This is a genomic window from Serratia sp. CY82433, assembly GCF_052166535.1.
Taxonomy (GTDB): domain Bacteria; phylum Pseudomonadota; class Gammaproteobacteria; order Enterobacterales; family Enterobacteriaceae; genus Serratia; species Serratia sarumanii.
Genome location: NZ_JBJNOR010000001.1, coordinates 1,902,984 through 1,920,330, shown reverse-complemented (window position 1 = coordinate 1,920,330; position 17,347 = coordinate 1,902,984). Strand labels below are relative to the sequence as shown.

17 protein-coding genes are annotated in these 17,347 nt (G+C 59.7%); 8 read left to right on the top strand and 9 right to left on the bottom strand.

The window, feature by feature from the left end; genetic code table 11:
* Positions 1 to 75: 75 nt before the first annotated feature.
* From oppB to oppF, 4 genes are read left to right on the top strand one after another with little or no spacing between them, the layout of a single operon-like run.
* Positions 76 to 996: an oligopeptide ABC transporter permease OppB gene (oppB, locus tag ACJ8PI_RS09295; RefSeq protein ID WP_033654356.1), complete on the top strand. Its 921-nt coding sequence runs from the start codon at positions 76 to 78 to the stop codon at positions 994 to 996.
* 14 nt (positions 997 to 1,010) lie between these two features.
* Positions 1,011 to 1,919 (top strand): oligopeptide ABC transporter permease OppC, encoded by a 909-nt coding sequence (gene oppC, locus ACJ8PI_RS09290; RefSeq protein WP_033634783.1) that lies wholly within the window; start codon positions 1,011 to 1,013, stop codon positions 1,917 to 1,919.
* Between the two features lie 11 nt (positions 1,920 to 1,930).
* On the top strand, positions 1,931 to 2,947 hold the full coding sequence (locus ACJ8PI_RS09285; RefSeq protein WP_033634782.1) for an ABC transporter ATP-binding protein: 1,017 nt from the start codon (positions 1,931 to 1,933) through the stop codon (positions 2,945 to 2,947).
* On the top strand, positions 2,944 to 3,945 hold the full coding sequence (gene oppF, locus ACJ8PI_RS09280) for a murein tripeptide/oligopeptide ABC transporter ATP binding protein OppF (protein ID WP_025303071.1): 1,002 nt from the start codon (positions 2,944 to 2,946) through the stop codon (positions 3,943 to 3,945). The genes ACJ8PI_RS09285 and oppF overlap by 4 nt, the downstream gene beginning before the upstream one ends.
* A gap of 73 nt (positions 3,946 to 4,018) precedes the next feature.
* Here the strand turns inward: oppF and ACJ8PI_RS09275 are convergent, their stop codons facing one another.
* Both ACJ8PI_RS09275 and cls read right to left on the bottom strand, forming a co-directional pair.
* The gene (locus ACJ8PI_RS09275; protein ID WP_004932139.1) at positions 4,019 to 4,342 is read right to left on the bottom strand and encodes an HI1450 family dsDNA-mimic protein; all 324 of its coding nucleotides are present in this window, start codon (positions 4,340 to 4,342) and stop codon (positions 4,019 to 4,021) included.
* 56 nt (positions 4,343 to 4,398) lie between these two features.
* Positions 4,399 to 5,859 (bottom strand): cardiolipin synthase, encoded by a 1,461-nt coding sequence (gene cls / locus ACJ8PI_RS09270; RefSeq protein ID WP_033634781.1) that lies wholly within the window; start codon positions 5,857 to 5,859, stop codon positions 4,399 to 4,401.
* Between the two features lie 242 nt (positions 5,860 to 6,101).
* On the opposite strand from cls, the gene ACJ8PI_RS09265 reads away from it, so the two are divergent.
* Positions 6,102 to 6,278, top strand: coding sequence for a YciY family protein (locus ACJ8PI_RS09265; protein ID WP_025159792.1), 177 nt, complete (start codon positions 6,102 to 6,104; stop codon positions 6,276 to 6,278).
* A 45-nt stretch (positions 6,279 to 6,323) separates the two neighbouring features.
* On the opposite strand, the gene ACJ8PI_RS09260 is transcribed toward ACJ8PI_RS09265, so the two are convergent.
* Positions 6,324 to 6,815, bottom strand: coding sequence for a Dps family protein (locus tag ACJ8PI_RS09260; protein WP_004932132.1), 492 nt, complete (start codon positions 6,813 to 6,815; stop codon positions 6,324 to 6,326).
* 200 nt (positions 6,816 to 7,015) lie between these two features.
* Positions 7,016 to 8,488, bottom strand: coding sequence for a multidrug efflux MFS transporter SmfY (gene smfY, locus ACJ8PI_RS09255; protein WP_049212674.1), 1,473 nt, complete (start codon positions 8,486 to 8,488; stop codon positions 7,016 to 7,018).
* Positions 8,489 to 8,615: 127 nt separating this feature from the next.
* Here smfY and ACJ8PI_RS09250 point away from each other — a divergent pair, with 127 nt between their 5' ends.
* Entirely contained in the window at positions 8,616 to 9,179 is a 564-nt protein-coding gene (locus ACJ8PI_RS09250) for a TetR/AcrR family transcriptional regulator (RefSeq protein ID WP_039565828.1), read from the top strand.
* A 143-nt stretch (positions 9,180 to 9,322) separates the two neighbouring features.
* On the opposite strand, the gene ACJ8PI_RS09245 is transcribed toward ACJ8PI_RS09250, so the two are convergent.
* From ACJ8PI_RS09245 to ACJ8PI_RS09225, 5 genes are all read right to left on the bottom strand, one after another.
* Positions 9,323 to 10,330 (bottom strand): substrate-binding domain-containing protein, encoded by a 1,008-nt coding sequence (locus ACJ8PI_RS09245; protein WP_033634778.1) that lies wholly within the window; start codon positions 10,328 to 10,330, stop codon positions 9,323 to 9,325.
* Between the two features lie 33 nt (positions 10,331 to 10,363).
* Positions 10,364 to 11,341 carry an ABC transporter permease gene (locus ACJ8PI_RS09240; RefSeq protein ID WP_369783701.1) on the bottom strand — a complete coding sequence of 326 codons (978 nt, stop codon included), beginning with the start codon at positions 11,339 to 11,341 and terminating at the stop codon, positions 10,364 to 10,366.
* A 76-nt stretch (positions 11,342 to 11,417) separates the two neighbouring features.
* Positions 11,418 to 12,923, bottom strand: a complete 1,506-nt coding sequence (locus ACJ8PI_RS09235; protein ID WP_103772332.1) for a sugar ABC transporter ATP-binding protein — start codon at positions 12,921 to 12,923, stop codon at positions 11,418 to 11,420.
* Entirely contained in the window at positions 12,920 to 14,437 is a 1,518-nt protein-coding gene (gene xylB / locus ACJ8PI_RS09230; protein WP_103773605.1) for a xylulokinase, read from the bottom strand. The genes ACJ8PI_RS09235 and xylB overlap by 4 nt, the downstream gene beginning before the upstream one ends.
* Positions 14,438 to 14,441: 4 nt before the next feature.
* Positions 14,442 to 15,476: an NAD(P)-dependent alcohol dehydrogenase gene (locus ACJ8PI_RS09225; RefSeq protein WP_033634775.1), complete on the bottom strand. Its 1,035-nt coding sequence runs from the start codon at positions 15,474 to 15,476 to the stop codon at positions 14,442 to 14,444.
* 228 nt (positions 15,477 to 15,704) lie between these two features.
* Here ACJ8PI_RS09225 and ACJ8PI_RS09220 point away from each other — a divergent pair, with 228 nt between their 5' ends.
* Together ACJ8PI_RS09220 and ACJ8PI_RS09215 are read left to right on the top strand one after the other, a co-directional pair.
* The gene (locus ACJ8PI_RS09220) at positions 15,705 to 16,259 is read left to right on the top strand and encodes a D-lyxose/D-mannose family sugar isomerase (RefSeq protein WP_164134173.1); all 555 of its coding nucleotides are present in this window, start codon (positions 15,705 to 15,707) and stop codon (positions 16,257 to 16,259) included.
* 70 nt (positions 16,260 to 16,329) lie between these two features.
* Complete coding sequence (locus ACJ8PI_RS09215; RefSeq protein ID WP_047567137.1) at positions 16,330 to 17,331, top strand: LacI family DNA-binding transcriptional regulator; 1,002 nt, start codon at positions 16,330 to 16,332, stop codon at positions 17,329 to 17,331.
* Positions 17,332 to 17,347: the final 16 nt, after the last annotated feature.

Below are 17,347 nucleotides of genomic sequence, written 5' to 3'. Positions count from 1 at the left end.
GAGCCGGCGGCGCAGGCCGCCGGCCCATGTTGAGAATAATAAGCCGTCATCAGGCTGTCGCACAGGGTTAGGGCAATGCTTAAATTTATACTTCGTCGCTTGCTGGAAGCGATCCCGACACTATTTATCCTTATCACCATCTCATTCTTCATGATGCGCCTGGCGCCCGGCAGTCCATTTACCGGGGAGCGCGCATTGCCGCCAGAAGTTATGGCGAATATCGAGGCCAAATATCATTTGAACGACCCGATCTGGAAACAGTACGGTCATTATCTGGCGCAGCTTGCGCAGGGAGACTTCGGCCCGTCCTTTAAATACAAGGACTATTCGGTCAACGATCTGGTCGCCGGCTCTTTCCCGGTGTCCGCCAAACTCGGCCTGGCCGCGTTTCTGCTGGCGGTGGTGCTGGGGGTGAGCGCAGGCGTGATTGCCGCGCTGAATCAGAACACCAAATGGGACTACACGGTGATGGGGTTCGCCATGACCGGGGTGGTGATACCCAGTTTCGTGGTGGCGCCGCTGTTGGTGCTGATCTTCGCCATCACGCTGAAATGGCTGCCGGGCGGCGGCTGGAACGGCGGCGCGCCTAAATTCATCATCCTGCCGATGGTGGCGCTGTCGCTGGCCTATATTGCCAGCATCGCCCGTATCACGCGCGGCTCGATGATTGAAGTGCTGCACTCCAACTTCATCCGCACCGCGCGCGCCAAAGGCTTGCCGATGCGTCGCATCATTTTCCGCCACGCGCTGAAGCCGGCGCTGCTGCCGGTGCTGTCCTACATGGGGCCGGCGTTCGTCGGCATCATCACCGGTTCGATGGTGATCGAAACCATCTACGGTCTGCCGGGGATCGGCCAGCTGTTCGTTAACGGCGCGCTGAACCGCGACTACTCCCTGGTATTGAGCCTGACCATTCTGGTGGGCGCACTGACCATTCTGTTCAACGCGATCGTCGATGTGCTGTATGCGGTCATCGATCCGAAAATCCGTTATTAATCTGGAGCACGCGAATGATGTTGACTAAAAAGAACAGCGAAGCTCTGGAACACTTCAGCGAGAAGCTGGAAGTGGAAGGACGCAGCCTGTGGCAAGACGCGCGCCGGCGCTTTATGCACAACCGCGCGGCGGTCAGCAGCCTGTTCATTCTGGTGTTGATCACGCTGTTTGTGGTGCTGGCGCCGATGCTGTCGCAATTTGCCTACGACGATACCGATTGGGCGATGATGTCCGCCGCGCCAAGCGTGGAATCGGGGCACTATTTCGGCACCGACTCCTCCGGGCGCGATCTGCTGGTGCGCGTGGCGATCGGCGGGCGCATCTCGCTGATGGTCGGCGTGGCGGCGGCGCTGGTGGCGGTGATCGTTGGCACGCTTTACGGCGCGATGTCCGGCTATCTGGGCGGCAAGGTCGACTCGGTGATGATGCGCCTGCTGGAGATCCTCAACTCCTTCCCGTTCATGTTCTTCGTGATCCTGCTGGTGACCTTTTTCGGCCAGAACATCCTGCTTATCTTCGTGGCGATCGGCATGGTGTCGTGGCTGGATATGGCGCGTATCGTGCGCGGCCAAACCCTCGGCCTGAAGCGCAAGGAGTTCATCGAAGCGGCGCTGGTGTGCGGCGTCTCCACGCGCAATATCGTGCTGCGGCATATCGTGCCGAACGTGCTCGGCGTGGTGGTGGTGTATGCCTCGCTGCTGGTGCCGAGCATGATCCTGTTCGAATCCTTCCTCAGTTTCCTGGGGCTGGGCACGCAGGAGCCGCTCAGCAGCTGGGGCGCATTGCTCAGCGACGGCGCCAACTCAATGGAAGTTTCACCGTGGTTGCTGCTGTTCCCGGCGGGTTTCCTGGTTGTCACTCTGTTCTGTTTCAACTTTATCGGCGATGGCCTGCGTGACGCCCTCGACCCGAAAGATCGTTAAGGAGTGCAATCATGAGCACCATTGAACATCCTCAACTGCAAACCGGCGCCGGCGTCAAAACGTCGCCGCTGCTGGACGTGAAAGACCTGCGCGTCACGTTCTCCACCCCGGACGGCGACGTGACGGCGGTGAACGATCTGAACTTCGACCTGCGCGCCGGCGAAACGCTGGGCATCGTCGGTGAATCCGGTTCCGGCAAATCGCAGACCGCGTTCGCCCTGATGGGGCTGCTGGCCAGCAATGGCCGCATCGGCGGCTCGGCCAAATTCAACGGCCGTGAAATTCTCAACCTGCCGGAAAATCAGCTCAACAAGCTGCGGGCCGAAGAGATCTCGATGATCTTCCAGGACCCGATGACCTCGCTCAACCCTTATATGCGCGTTGGCGAACAGCTGATGGAAGTGCTGATGCTGCATAAGAAAATGAGCAAAAGCGAAGCCTTCGAAGAGTCGGTACGCATGCTCGACGCGGTGAAAATGCCGGAAGCGCGCAAGCGCATGCGCATGTATCCGCACGAGTTTTCCGGCGGCATGCGCCAGCGCGTGATGATCGCCATGGCGCTGCTGTGCCGGCCGAAGCTGTTGATCGCCGACGAACCGACCACCGCGCTGGACGTGACCGTCCAGGCGCAGATCATGACGCTGCTCAACGAGCTGAAGCGCGAATTCAACACCGCGATCATCATGATCACCCACGACCTGGGCGTGGTGGCCGGCATCTGCAACAAGGTGCTGGTGATGTACGCCGGCCGCACCATGGAATACGGCAGCGCGCGCGAGGTGTTCTACCAGCCGAGCCATCCGTACTCCATCGGCCTGTTGAACGCGGTGCCGCGCCTCGACGCCGAAGGCGAAGCGTTGCTGACCATTCCCGGCAACCCGCCGAACCTGCTGCGGCTGCCGAAAGGCTGCCCGTTCCAGCCGCGCTGCCCGTACGCCATGGAGCAGTGTGCGAGCGCTCCGCCGTTGGAGCAATTTGGGGAAGGGCGCCTGCGCGCCTGCTTTAAACCGGTGGAGGCGTTGGTATGACAGCGGTAACCGACAAGAAAGTGCTGCTCGAAGTGGCCGATTTGAAAGTGCACTTCGACATTCATGACGACAAACAGTGGTTCTGGCAGCCGCCGAAAACCCTGAAAGCGGTCGATGGCGTCACGCTGCGGCTGTTCGAGGGGGAAACCCTGGGCGTGGTCGGCGAGTCCGGCTGCGGCAAATCCACCTTCGCGCGCGCCATCATCGGCCTGGTGAAGGCCACCAGCGGGCGCGTCGCCTGGCTGGGCAAAGATCTGCTGGGCATGAGCGACGCCGACTGGCGCAAAACCCGCAGCGATATCCAGATGATTTTCCAGGATCCGCTGGCTTCGCTCAACCCGCGCATGACCATCGGTGAGATCATCGCCGAGCCGCTGCGCACCTACTACCCGAAAATGCCGCGTCAGGAAGTGAAGGACAAGGTCAAGGCGATGATGCTGAAGGTCGGCCTGCTGCCTAACCTGATCAACCGCTACCCGCACGAGTTTTCCGGCGGCCAGTGCCAGCGTATCGGCATCGCGCGCGCGCTGATCCTCGAGCCGAAGCTGGTGATCTGCGACGAACCGGTCTCCGCGCTGGACGTGTCGATTCAGGCGCAGGTGGTGAACCTGCTGCAGCAGCTGCAGCGCGAGATGGGGCTGTCACTGATCTTTATCGCCCACGACTTGGCGGTGGTGAAGCACATTTCGGATCGCGTGCTGGTGATGTATCTGGGCCATGCGGTGGAGCTGGGCACCTATGACGAGGTGTACCACAATCCGCAGCACCCTTACACCAAAGCGCTGATGTCGGCGGTGCCGATCCCGGATCCGGACAAGGAGAAGGAAAAGCAGATCCAGCTGCTGGAAGGGGAGCTGCCTTCGCCGATCAACCCGCCGACCGGCTGCGTGTTCCGCACCCGCTGCCCGATCGCCGGGCCGGAGTGCGCCAAGACGCGTCCGCTGTTGGAGGGCAGTTTCCGCCACGCGGTGTCCTGCCTGAAGGTCGATCCGCTGTAATGCGCCGCTAGCCGGCAACAAAAAGCCCCGCTGAATGAGCGGGGCTTTTTTTATCCGATATGCTATCGGCGAATCACTCTTTCCACAGAATGTGGCACAGCTTGTGGTCTTTCTCGCGGCAGATCAGCACGCGGGCGAACACGTCGTTGATCGGCTCGCCGTCGCTGTCCGCCAGACCGATCACCACCTCGGCGAAGAAGTCCGGGTTCAGATCGTAATCCACGTGCTCGCTCCAGTCTTCGGAGGGGTCGTACAGTTCGGCGCCGCCGCGCTCTTCAAACTGCAGGTTGAACAGCAGAATATCCGCCGGATCCAGATTGTCGCCGGCCAATTCGAGGAAGATGTCGTAGGCCTGTTCCAGCGTTTCGTCTTCGGTAAGGCGGTTATTCAAATCCATAAAAAAATCCTGATAACAAATGATTTGGCGCTATTAAAGCACGCTCGTCGCGGCTTTTACAGCAGCGGGCTGAAAAAGTAGAACAGGCGCTCGACCAGGCGATGCCAGAACGGCCGCTTCAGCCACTCTTTGGCGTTCAGCAGTTTGGAACGGGCGATGTAATCTTCCTGCACGCAGGCCAAATCGCTGCCGAAGCCGTCATCATCGATCACCAGCGTGATCTCGAAATTCAGCCACAGGCTGCGCATATCCAGATTGACGGTGCCGACCAGGCTGAGTTGCCCGTCCACCAGCACGCTCTTGGTATGCAGCAGGCCGCCTTCGAACTGATAGATCCTGACGCCGGCCTCCAGCAGCTCGGAGAAGAACGCGCGGCTGGCCCAGCGCACCATCATCGAATCGTTGTCGCGCGGCACAATGATGCTGACCTCGACGCCGCGCAGGGCGGCGGTGCAGATGGCGTGCAGCAGATCGTCGCTCGGCACGAAGTACGGCGTGGTCATGATCAGCTGCTCGCGCGCGGAATAGACCGCGGTCAGCAGCGCCTGGTGGATCATCTCCTCGGGGAAGCCGGGGCCGGAGGCGATCACCTGAATGGTGTGGCCGCTCTCCTGTTCGAACGGCATGATGTTGACGTCCGGCGGCGGCGGCAGAATGCGCTTGCCGGTTTCAATCTCCCAGTCACAGGCATAGACGATGCCCATGGTGGTGGCCACCGGGCCTTCCATGCGCGCCATCAGGTCGATCCACTGGCCGACGCCCGCATCCTGCTTGAAGTAGCGCGGATCGACCATGTTCATGCTGCCGGTATAGGCGATGTAGTTATCGATCAGCACCACTTTGCGATGCTGACGCAGATCCATGCGGCGCAGGAACACGCGCAGCAGGTTGACCTTCAGCGCTTCCACCACTTCGATGCCGGCATTGCGCATCATCGCCGGGTAGGGGCTGCGGAAAAATTGCAGGCTGCCGGCGGAGTCGAGCATCAGGCGGCAGTGTACGCCGCGCCGCGCGGCGGCCATCAACGATTCGGCCACCTGATCGACCAGGCCGCCGGGCTGCCAGATATAGAACACCATTTCGATGTTGTGGCGCGCCAGCTCGATGTCGCGGATCAGCGCTTTCAGCGTGTCGTCGGTGGTGGTGAGCAGCTGCAGCTGGTTGCCCTTGACGCCGTCGATGCCCTGGCGGCGGTTGCACAGCTGGAACAGCGGTTCGGCGACTTCGCTGTATTCGGTGGCGAAGATGCGGCGGCTCTCTTTCAGCTCCTTCAACCAACGGGCGGTCGACGGCCACATGGCCTTGGCGCGCTCGGCCCGGCGTTTGCCCAGATGCAGCTCGCCGAACGATAAATAGGCCACGATGCCGAACAGCGGCAGAATATAGATAACCAGCAGCCAGGCCATGGCAGAGGGAACCGCACGGCGTTTCATTAAAATGCGCATCGTCACGCCGGCGATCAGCAGCCAGTAGCCGAACACCATGAGCCAACTGATTACGGTATAAAATGTTGTCATAAAGGCGAAAAATCCCGTTCGCAAACCACCAATGATGAGTGTACGCACAGATCGGGCAAGGCGAAACCTTTTATCGGCGCTTATGTTACATAAATATGATGAAGTTAAGGCACTTGCTGAAAATGAAAGGGCGGCTTTTGCCCGCGCGGCGTCCGCTGTGCCGCCGATAACGGCGGCTTGGATCACGGGCGGAAAGGGCTATAATGCCCGCGGTTGGCATTAGACGAACGAGTGACGGAATTATGAGACGCAGTAGAAATGAAGTGGGCCGCTGGCGCATGTTGCGGCAGAGCCAACGCCGCCGGCATCGCTGGCTGGAGCGCCAGTCGTGCAGCAATCGCCATATCATCCGGGTGCGGCGCCGCCTGGACGATCAGCATCGGCGCGCGCTGCTGTTTGCGGTATCCTGCGAGTGGTAAAACGAAAACAGTCCCGTAAGGGACTGTTTTGTTATGGCGCCAGGGTTATTTGCCCAGATAGGCGTTGAGCATCCAGACCTGTTTTTCCTGCTCTTTGATGTAATCGCTCATCAGCGACGCGGTGCCTTCGTCGCCGGCGTCCGCCGCCACCGTCAGCAGTTCACGCTGCTGTTGCAGCAAGATTGAATACCCTTCCAACAGGCCGCGCAGCGTGCCCTTATCATCGGTCACGTTGGTGTGTTCCTTGATGTCGGCGGTTTTCAGATAGTCGCTGAAAGCGTGACGCGGCTGCGAGCCCAGCGTCAGAATACGTTCCGCCAGCTCGTCCACCTTGGTCAGCAGATCGTTATATGTCTCTTCGAACTTCGCGTGCAGTTCAAAGAACTGCGGGCCGGTAATGTTCCAATGATAGCCGCGCACGTTCATATACAGCACCTGATAGTTCGCCAACAGCGCGTTCAGCGCTTCGGCGAGTTTTGCCGATTGTTTACTGTCGAGGCCGATATGGGTTTTCGCTGCTTTCTTTGCCGTTGCCATAATAATCTTCTCCTGATTATCTGTTCCGATAGTAGACAGAATCAATTTCCATAGGGGATACAGTAACCGGATTTATCGCAGGGTTAAACACGATAACAGGCATTATTGCCATCGTTCAAACCGATGACGACAAATCCGTCGAGCAAATTGCCGAATTAGTTTACGCAGGTTCCGCCGGCGAAAAAAGCCGCTTTTATCGGTTACTTGCGCAGCGCCAGTTTTACCGCCCCGGCGCCCAGCGCCATTAACAGCGCGGCGGCGATCAGTACCGTAATAAACGCGCGATCAAAGGCCAGACGCGCCAGCTGCGTCAGCTGCTGCGCGCGATCGGCCGCCATCCCGGCCGCCAGGCGCAGGGCTTCGTCGATGCTGTCGTATGCCAGCGGGTTGACCGGCAGCTCCGCCGGCAGCGCCAGGCTGTGGCTGTAAACCGCCGTCATCAACCCGCCGAGCAGCGTCACGCCCAGCACGCCGCCCAGCTCGTAGGAGACGTCCTCGATCGACGCCGCCATGCCGGATTTTTCCTCCGGCGCGTTCAGCATGATGGCGGTGGAAGCGGCGGTGATCACGCCACCGAGGCCAAAGCCCACCAGCGCCAGGCTGACCAATTGCAATGCCATGCCGCTCTGGTATAACGCGGCAAGACCGGCGATGCCGAGAGTGGTCAGGACAAAACCGCCGAGGATGATGCTGCGTTCGCCGTAGCGCGGCAACAGCAGGCCGGCTACGGGCCCCGCCAGCGCCGAGGCCAGCGGGATCGGCAAAATAAACAGCGCCGCCTGCAGCGGGCTGAGGCCGAGCACCAGCTGCAATCGCTGGCTGAGCACCAGTTCGATGCCGATCAGCGCCACCATCGACAGCAGCGCCACGCCGATGCCGCCGGCGAACAGCCGGTTGCGGAACAGAGAGAAATCGATCATCGGGTGGGCGCTGCGCTGCTGGCGTCGCACGAACAGCGCCAGGAACAGGATGCCGATCAGGGCAGCCACAAGCAAGGCACTCACATCAGGCGTCGGCTTGCTCAGCTCCTTCAGCGCATAGATAGCGCCGACCAGGCCAATCATGATCTGCACCGAGCCGACGATGTCCGAAGGGCGCGGGTTATCGCCACCGCAGCGCGGGATCAGTTTCCACGCCAGCGGCCAGACCAGCAGCACGACCGGCACATTGATCAGGAACACCGAACCCCACCAGAAATACTCCAGCAGCAGGCCGCCGACCACCGGGCCGATGGCCGCGCCGCCGGAGGCCACCGAGGCCCAGATGCCGATCGCCAGCGCGCGTTCGCGTTCGTCGGTAAAGACGTGGCGCACGATGGACAGCGTGGCGGGCATCATCATCGCCGCGCCAACGGCGAGGAACACCCGGGCGGCGATCAGCCACTCGGCGGTGGGCGAGAACGCGGCGCACAGCGACGCGACGGCAAACACCGGCAGTCCGGCGAGAAACAGCCGTTTATGGCCGATGCGATCGCTCAGCATGCCGGCGCCGGGCAACAGGCCGGCCACCACCAGCGGGTAGGCGTTGACGATCCAGAGTTTTTGCGAAGCGCTGGCGTCCAGCGCCTGGGTTAAGCGCGGCAGGGCGGTATATAACACCGTCATATCGATGACGATCAGGAACAGGGCGCTGGCGACCATCGTCAGGATCAACCAGCGGTTCTTGGCGTACATAAGTCATAATCCAGTTAAAGTGGGCCGCGCGGAGGCGCCGCCATTCGGGTAACCCACCGGCGATGCCGGGTGGTATACTGGTGATAATATATATCCATACGTTCGTATTGAAAAGAAGGGTTTCTTAATGGGACGTCAACGCAGCATCGATCGCGACAAGGTTTTGGACATCGCAGAAGAAATCGTCGCCACCCAGGGCGCCGCCGGCTTGACCATCGACGCCGTCGCCAAAGCGATGGGGATCTCCAAGGGCGGGGTGCAGTATTGCTTTGGCAGCAAAGACGCCCTGATTGATGCCATGTTCGATCGCTGGGGCAGTGCCTATGAAACGCTGTTCACGGCTATCGCCGGCGACGATCCTTCGCCGCAGACCGCTGTGCGGGCGCATATGCTGGCCACCCACAGTTCGGATCAGACCGCCAGCGCCAAGGCCGCCGGGCTGATGGCGACGCTGATTCAAACGCCGGAGCATCTGGCGAGCACGCGCGAATGGTATCGCAGCCGCATCGCCGGGCTCGATTTGACCACCGAAGAGGGCAAGCGCGCGCGCCTGGCGTTTCTCGCCACCGAAGGCGCCTTTATGCTGCGTTACTTTGGTTTGATGGATATCGACCAGGCGGAATGGGAAACGATGTTCACCGATATGCAGGCGTTGATTTTAACTGAGGATGCCTATCGCACTGATAGCTAGTAAAGCCCGCAGTGAAGGGCGTATGGTTATCGAACAAGATATTCCCTCGAAGAACTTTTAAGCCAGCCACTCCGTGCTGGCTTTTTTTTTGTTTGCAGGCAAGCGCCCAAGCGGTGCCCCCTGGAGGCAGGGGGCGGGGGGGATTATTTACGGGCGTCCAACAGCGATTGGGCGTTCTCTGCGGTGACGACGGTCCACGGAATGTAATAATGCTTCTGCGTGCCGCCTTCCCATTTCAGATCCTTGGCGTACTGTTTCCAGATATCCGACTGCGGCTGATAGCTTTCACCTTTCACGGCGCGCAGCGCGACGTCGATGGACCCCTGCATCTGGCCTTTGGCATCTTGCAGGATAGAGACCATTTCACCGGCCTGCACCGCATGAATCGCGTCGGAAACGCCGTCAACGCCGGCAATCGCGAAGTCCTTCACATTCAGGCCGGCGCCTTTAATCGCCTCGATAGCGCCCAGCGCCATCTCGTCGTTTTGGCCAATCACGCCGTTGATTTTGCCCCGATGTTTCTGCAGCCAGTTTTCCATCAGCGGCTGCGCTTCCGCGCGTGACCAGTTGGCCGTTTTGCGTTCAAGCACGGTGACTTGGCCGGCGCCGCACTCGGCTATCGCTTTATCATTGCCCTTGCCGCGCTGGATCTCGCCGCTGCCGCCTTTCGGGCCTTCGATAATCACCACGTTCACCTTATGGTTCTTGCAGTCGAGTTTGTCCAGTACGGCTTTGGCTTCCAGATATCCCCCCAACTCGTCGTTAGACACCACTTCAGACGTCATCGCGTCCGTGTTCAGGCGCGCATTGGTGACCACCACCGGGATTTTGGCCTCGTTGGCATTGGTGACGATATCGATATTGGCCTCAAAATCCATAGGGTTGACGATAATGGCATCGGCGCGCGTCTGGATAGCGGTGGCGGCCTGATCGTTTTGCACCGATGCATCATAACGCCCATCGTAGAAGGTCAGCACGGCTTCGCCGCTTTTCACCGCCGGGTGTTCCTTCCCGAACCTTTCCATCAATTGCACGAATTCGGCTTTGTTGCCGTACATCAATACCGCGATTTTAACCGGGGCGGCCTGGGCTGCCGACAGGCTGCCCAGCATCAGGGCAGAGGCAAACAACGCTATCTTGGTCTTATTCATGGTTTTCTCCTGGTAGAGTTGGGTCTGATGTTATTAATCGCGCTGTTGCTTACGCGAGGGGTCGAGCAATACGGCAAGGACGATCAATGCGCCTTTGATAATTTGTTGGTAATACGACTGCACGCCGAGCAGATCGAGGCCGTTATTCATCACCCCGATAATCAGCACGCCGAAGAAGGTGCCGACCAGCGTACCGACGCCGCCGGCCATGCTGGTGCCGCCGATCACCACCGCCGCGATGGCGTCCAGCTCATACCCTGCGCCGGCATTGGTCTGCGCCGAACCGGTGCGCGCCGTGAGGATCAGGCCGGCGATGCCGGCCAGCGCGCCGCACAGCGTATACACCAGTATTTTGATGCGTGTCACGTTAATCCCCGAGGTGCGCGCGCTCTTCGGGTTGCCGCCGACGGCGTAGATGTAGCGCCCGAAGAGGGTTTTATTCAGCACGAGCCAGGCGAGGGCGAACAGCACGATGAAGATGATGACGGGCACCGGAACGCCGCCGACATAGCCATTGCCTAACCAGCGGAAATCGCTGTTCAATTGCGATACCGGATTGCCGTTGGTGGTCAGCATGGTTAAACCGCGCGCCGCGGAGAGCATGCCCATGGTGACGATAAACGGCTGCAGACGATAACGGGCTAACACGGTGCCGTTCATCAGGCCGCAGACGATGCCGATGCCCAGCGCCACAATCAGCGGCGCCATGACGGCGGTCGCGGTGTCGCCGATAGCCAATCCGCTGTTGTTGGTGGCGAAGCGGGCGGCGACGATCCCGCTTAACGCCAGCACCGAGCCCACGGAGAGATCGACGCCTGCCGTGATAATGACGAAGGTCATGCCGATCGCCAGAATGCCGTTGATCGAGACCTGGCGCAGGACGATCAGGGTGTTTTCATTGCTGAGAAAATAGTTGCTGCTCCAGGCCCCCTGAGCGACCTGATATTCGCCAATCAGCGCCACGATCAGGCACAGGGCGAAAAAGGCGATGATAATGCCGTATTTGTGCATACGGCGCTTATTGCGGGTGAAAAATGAAATTCCTGGTGATAAGGAGTGGGCGCTGCTCATTTTTTTTCTCTCTCTGTTAAACCGCAAGTTTCATCAGTGCTGCCTGGGTCGCATCGGCTGCCGAAAGCTCGCCGGCCAACTGCCCGTCACGAAACACCAATATGCGATCGCTCATGCCGATAATTTCCGAAAGCTCGGAGGAAACCATAATGATCCCTTTGTTTTGCAAGGCGAACTCCGACATAAATCGATAGATCTCTTTCTTGGCCCCGACGTCGATACCGCGCGTCGGCTCGTCGAGCAGCAAAACCTCCGGATCCAGCAGCGCCCAACGGCCCAGCACGACTTTTTGCTGGTTGCCGCCGCTCAGGTTGCCCACCGGCTGTTCGCCGTCGTGGGTTTTAACGTTAAAGCGCTGGATCATGTCGCGGGTTCGCGCCTGCTCCCGTTTCTCGCTGACAAACCCCATCCGGCTGATGGCGGCAAAAGAGGCGATATTGATGTTTTCACTGACGGAACGGCACAGCACCAGGCCGGTTTCCTTGCGATCTTCCGTCACGTAGGCAATACCGCTGTCGATGGCCTCGCGCGGAGAGTGGCGGTTCAGCGTCTTGTCGCCCAGGCGAATCGTGCCGCTGTCGGCATGCTGAATGCCGAAGATAAGATCGAGAAATTCACTGCGGCCCGATCCCACCAGCCCATAGATGCCCAGGATCTCACCGTGCTTCAGCTGCAGGCTGATATCTTTTATCTTGCTGCGCCAACACAGGTTATTGACCGCCAGCAAGACCTGTTCGCCGGGCTGGTTGAATTTGGCGAACTCGCTGTCGTACTCGCCGCCAATAATGTGTTCGATCAGCTGTTCACGGGTAATGTCGGCGATATAGCCTTCATGGATATAGGCGCCGTCGCGGAAAATGGTGTAGCTGTCCGCGATTTGGAATATCTCTGACAAACGGTGAGAGACGTAAATAATGCCTTTACCTTTTGCCGCCAGTTGCTGAAGCGTCTGAAAGATTTTCTGCGCATCCTCTTCGCCAATCGCCGAGGTGGGTTCATCCATGATGATGATGTCGGCATTGGCATGCGACAGCGCCTTGGCGATCTCGACCAGCTGCTGTTCGGCGACGCTCAGGTTGCGCATTTTTTCTCGGGCGTCGATCTTGAAATCGAGTTCTTTGAGCAGGCTGGTCGTGCGCTGGTTGAGCGTTGCGAAATCGACGAACCCCAGGCGTCTCGGCTCGCGGCCCAGCCAAATGTTTTCGGCCACCGTCAGATCCGGGATCGCGCTCAGCTCCTGCTGCACGATGGCGATGCCGGCATTGAGGGCTTCCCGCGGATGATGAAATTCGCAGCGTTGGCCATTGATAAAAATGTCGCCGCCATCGGGTTGAATAAAGCCCATCAGAATGCTGAGAAAGGTGGATTTACCCGCGCCGTTGCCGCCGCACAGGGCATGGATGGATCCGCGCCGCAGGCAAAACTCCGCATTCTTGAGCGCCACGACCGGGCCGAAGGCTTTCCTGACGCCGCTGACCTCCAGCAGGTAGGCGGGCGCTGGCGTATGGGGGGCTCGCGTCACAGTTGCACCTCCGGATAGGTCTGCTGCAAGCGTTGCAGGTAGCGTTGATAAAGCGTCTCGTATTGCGCCTGCCTGCCGGCGTTTGGCGGCGTGCGCGTGGCCTCATCCAGCGCAACGAAGCGTTGGCACAGTTCGGCCAGCAATGCGGCGGCGTTCCGGCGCGGATCGTCGGCCAACATCGTCGCCCACATCGCCTGAATGGCGCCGCCCAGCGCCGCGGTCTCTTTGGCTTTCAGACAGACCACCGGGCATCCCATTACGTCCGCGACGATTTGTCGCCAGGCGGCGCTGCGGGCGCCGCCGCCGGTGAGGCGGATTTCGCGCGCTTCGATGCCCTGACGGCGAAATAGCTCGATGCCATAGCGCAACCCATACGTGGCGCTTTCGACCACCGCCAGGCAGAGATTGGCGCGGGTAAAGTTGTCGCTATCGAGGTTATGCAGGCTGGCGCGCGCGTGGGGCAATGGCGGAACGCGTTCGCCATTGAAGAACGGCAGCATCTCGACACCGCCTGCGCCGGGCGAAGCCTGCGCCAGCAAAGCGTTAAAGCCGGCAAGATCTTGGTCCAGCAGCGTTTGTACCGCGGTGGTGGCCGAGGTGACGTTCATGGTGCAAATCAATGGCAGCCACCCGTTGGTGCTGGAGCAGAAGCCGGCAATCATGTCCGATTCCGCCGTGACGGGGGCGCCGGACCAGGCGAACAGCGTGCCGGAGGTGCCCAGGCTCAGGGTGAGGGTGCCGGCCTCGATGTTGCCGGAACCGATGGCCGCCATCATGTTGTCGCCGCCGCCGGTCGAGACCCGCACTGCCGGGCCGAGGCCGAGTTTTTCCGCCGCGGCGGGGCGCACCGTGCCGATGCAGCACTCCGCGCTTTTGAGCGGCGGCAGGGCTTGCCACAGGCGGCCGCTGTCGTCGATAAGATCGACGGCGGTTTTGCTCCAGCGACGGGTGCGCACATCGAACAACCCGGTGCCGGAAGCGTCGCCATATTCCGCTACGCGCTCCCCGGTCAGCCAGAAGTTCAAGTAGTCATGGGGCAATAACACGGTATGCAGTTGTGCCCACAGCGCCGGATGGTGCGTCTTGAACCAAAGGATTTTTGACGCGGTATAGCCGGTGGCGATCCTCAGGCCAAGCGTTTCCAGCGAGCCATTGGCTCCGCCGAGCTGTTGCAGGAGCCGTTCGTTTTCCTCTGCGGTTTCGGTATCGCACCACAGCTTGACGCTGTGCAGCACGTTGCCGTCTGCGTCCAGCGGCACAAACCCATGTTGTTGGCCCGAGACCCCCAGAGCGTGAATCTCCCGTGCATCAACGCCGGCGTGAGTCACGGCTTGGCGAAAAGCGATGACTAGCGCCTCAATCCACCAGTCGGCCTCCTGTTCGCGCCGGCCATTGGCTTGGCTGATGAGGCGGTGAGGGGCATTGCCCTCACCGAGGATCACGCCCTGTGTGCTGTCGACAATCACGACTTTCGTGCCTTGCGTACCGCAGTCTATGCCAGCATAGAGCGCCATAGGATCACTCCATCTCCAGCATGATTTTGATGTCTGAGGCATGTCCCGCCGCCGCGCGCTCGAAGGCCGCCACACTGTCGGAGAACTTGTAGGTTTGGCTTATCAACGGCTGGACACGCAGCTTGCCGCTGCTCAACAGCCGCAGCGTGCGCGGGTACATGTTGGCGTAGCGGAAAATGGTCTTGAAGGTAATTTCCTTGGCCTGCGCGGCGACGATATCCAGCGGCGCGGCATCGATCGGCATGCCGACCAGCACGGCGGTCGCCCCGGGCGCCGCATGTTCGGCCAGCGTAGCGATAGCCGGTTTCGCGCCGCTGCATTCAAACACGACATCGGCGCCATTGCCGCTGGTGAGGGCGGCCACTTTCCCCGCCAGGTCGCCGGTTTTGATATTGACGGCGTGCAGCCCCTCGTAACTGGCCGCAACGGCGAGTTTTTCGTCGAACAGATCGCAAATAATGACGTCCGAGCAGCCGCCCGCCAGCGCCGCGAGGGCGGTGACCACGCCGATCGGCCCGGCGCCGATCACCAGCGCGATATCGCCGGGTTTGATCCCGGCTTTGGTGGCCGCTTGCATGCCGATGGCTAAGGGTTCCACCATGGCGCCTTCAGCGAAACTGACGTTGTCCGGCAATTTGAACGTGAAGGCGGCAGGGTGGATGACGGTTTCGCGCAGGCAACCGTGTACCGGCGGCGTCGCCCAGAAGCGAACGGCCGGGTCAAGGTTGTAAATACCGGCGCGCGTCTGCGCCGAGTTGAGATCGGGAATGCCGGGCTCCATGCAAACGCGATCGCCGATGCTGAGGTGAGTGACGTTTTTACCTGTCGCGAGCACCACGCCGGAGGCTTCATGGCCGAGCACCATCGGGGCGTTAACCACGAACGGGCCAATGCGGCCATGTTGGTAATAGTGCACATCACTGCCGCAGATGCCCACGGAATGAATTTTTATCTGCACATCATCGGGGCCCAGCGTTTCGGCAAGCTGGACGTCCTCGATAGCGATTTCCCCCGCTTTGGCCAACACTAATGCTTTCATATTGCCTCCTGGTGAATCATTTTTATGGTAACGGTATCATTTCTATGCGGCGATATTGGGCCAAAGCGAGGGGGTAAACTGTGATCGATGTTGGAATTACTCGACGAGAGTTAATTTTGCTGGTGGGTTGTTATTCAATATGGGGATAACGATCACAAAATCGGCGATGCAATGACGGTTTTAATATCAGCGTGTTGATATCGATACCGTTACTTTGCAGGGGAAATGATGAACAAACGACAAACCGCCATGGCCGCTACGCTGGAATATTTGCGCAAGGCGGACATTATTCTGACCGAAGAAGAACAGCAACGTATTGAAATTGCTACATTTGGTCTGGCCGATTATCCCGCCTCAGGGCTGCAACTGCTGACCTATGTCAACTCGCCTCGCTATTGTGCGAAAGAGTTGGTGCTGTTTCCAGAGCAGACTTGCCCGGAACATTTGCATCCTCCTTTCGCCGGCACGCTGGGCAAGCAAGAGACGTTTCGCTGCCGTTGGGGCGAGGTGTTTCTGTTTGTCGATGATGAAAACCTGACGCTTAATGACGCCGGCGGCGAACCGGTATGCCGGGTACCAGAGGGCGCGGAGCCTTGGTATACCTGCAATCGCTATATCCTCTTGCGGCCGGGCGAGCAATACACCATCGCGCCCAATACCCGGCACTGGTTTCAGGCTGGAAAGCGGGGGGCGGTGGTGTCCGAGTTCTCTTCCGAGAGCCGTGACGAGCTGGATATCTTTACCGATCCCCGGATTAACCGCCTGGCGGGCGTAAACCATTAGCGCCACGATGAAAGTTCTGTCATGATGTTGTTAATGGTACAAAATGATACTCAAAGCTAAGGAGCTGCATTTGGCAGTGGGTCGAGGACGGAAAGCGACGCTGGCTAGCGTCGCCGCACAGGCAAACGTCAGTAAAATCACCGCGTCGCGGGCATTTTCACAGCCGGACAAAGTTCATCCGGAAACGCTGCGCCGCATTCGGGAGACCGCTGCCGAGCTCGGCTATGTGGTCAATGCCGCAGCGCGCAACCTGCGGGCGAAAAGCAGCAGAACCATCGGTATCGTCAACCCTGATATGGCCAACCCGTTCTTTGGCGGCCTGACGCGGCTGATGACGCTTGAAGCGCAAAAAATGGGATACGACACCTTGGTGTTCGACTCCTATGAGTCTCAGGAAAGCGAAGACAGAATCATCGACAAACTGATTGGCTACAACGTCGATGCGATCATTCTCTCGGTCATTTCCAACGATCATCTGTACCAGCCTTCCTATCTAAAACGGTTGGAAACCTTGAATATTCCGGTGGTGCTGATCGACCGGGAGCTGGATAATCGCCACTGCAGCGGGGTGTATATCGATAACCTGGACTGCGGCCTCCAGGCGGGGCGCTGGCTGCTGGAACAGAAGGCGCAGCGGGTGGTGGTGGTCTCCGGGCCGGAAAACTCCAACGTGGCGCGTGACAGGGTCACTGGCTTGCAAGCGGCATTACAAGGCAAGGTGGCGTCGCTTGAAGTGCTGTATGCCGATTTCTTTATGGATGTCGCCTGGCAAGAAACGAGCCGTTGGCTGGCCAATAACCGCGCACCGGACTTTTTCGTCGGCTGCAATAACCAGATCTCCCTGGGCATTATCAAGGCCTGCATTGAACACCGGCTGCCGTTGATGGAGGACGTGTCGCTGTTCAGCATCGATGAGGTTTCACATGCTGAGATCTACGGTTTTCATTTCCCCTGCGTGTCGCATGATTTGCAAGAGATCGCCTGGCAAGCGTTGAATCTGGCGATCCGGCGCATTGCCGACCCCGATATCAAGCCGGGCAAGGTGGTGGTGCGGGGAAAACTCTTCGCGTAGCGGCGGCGCCGTTCGC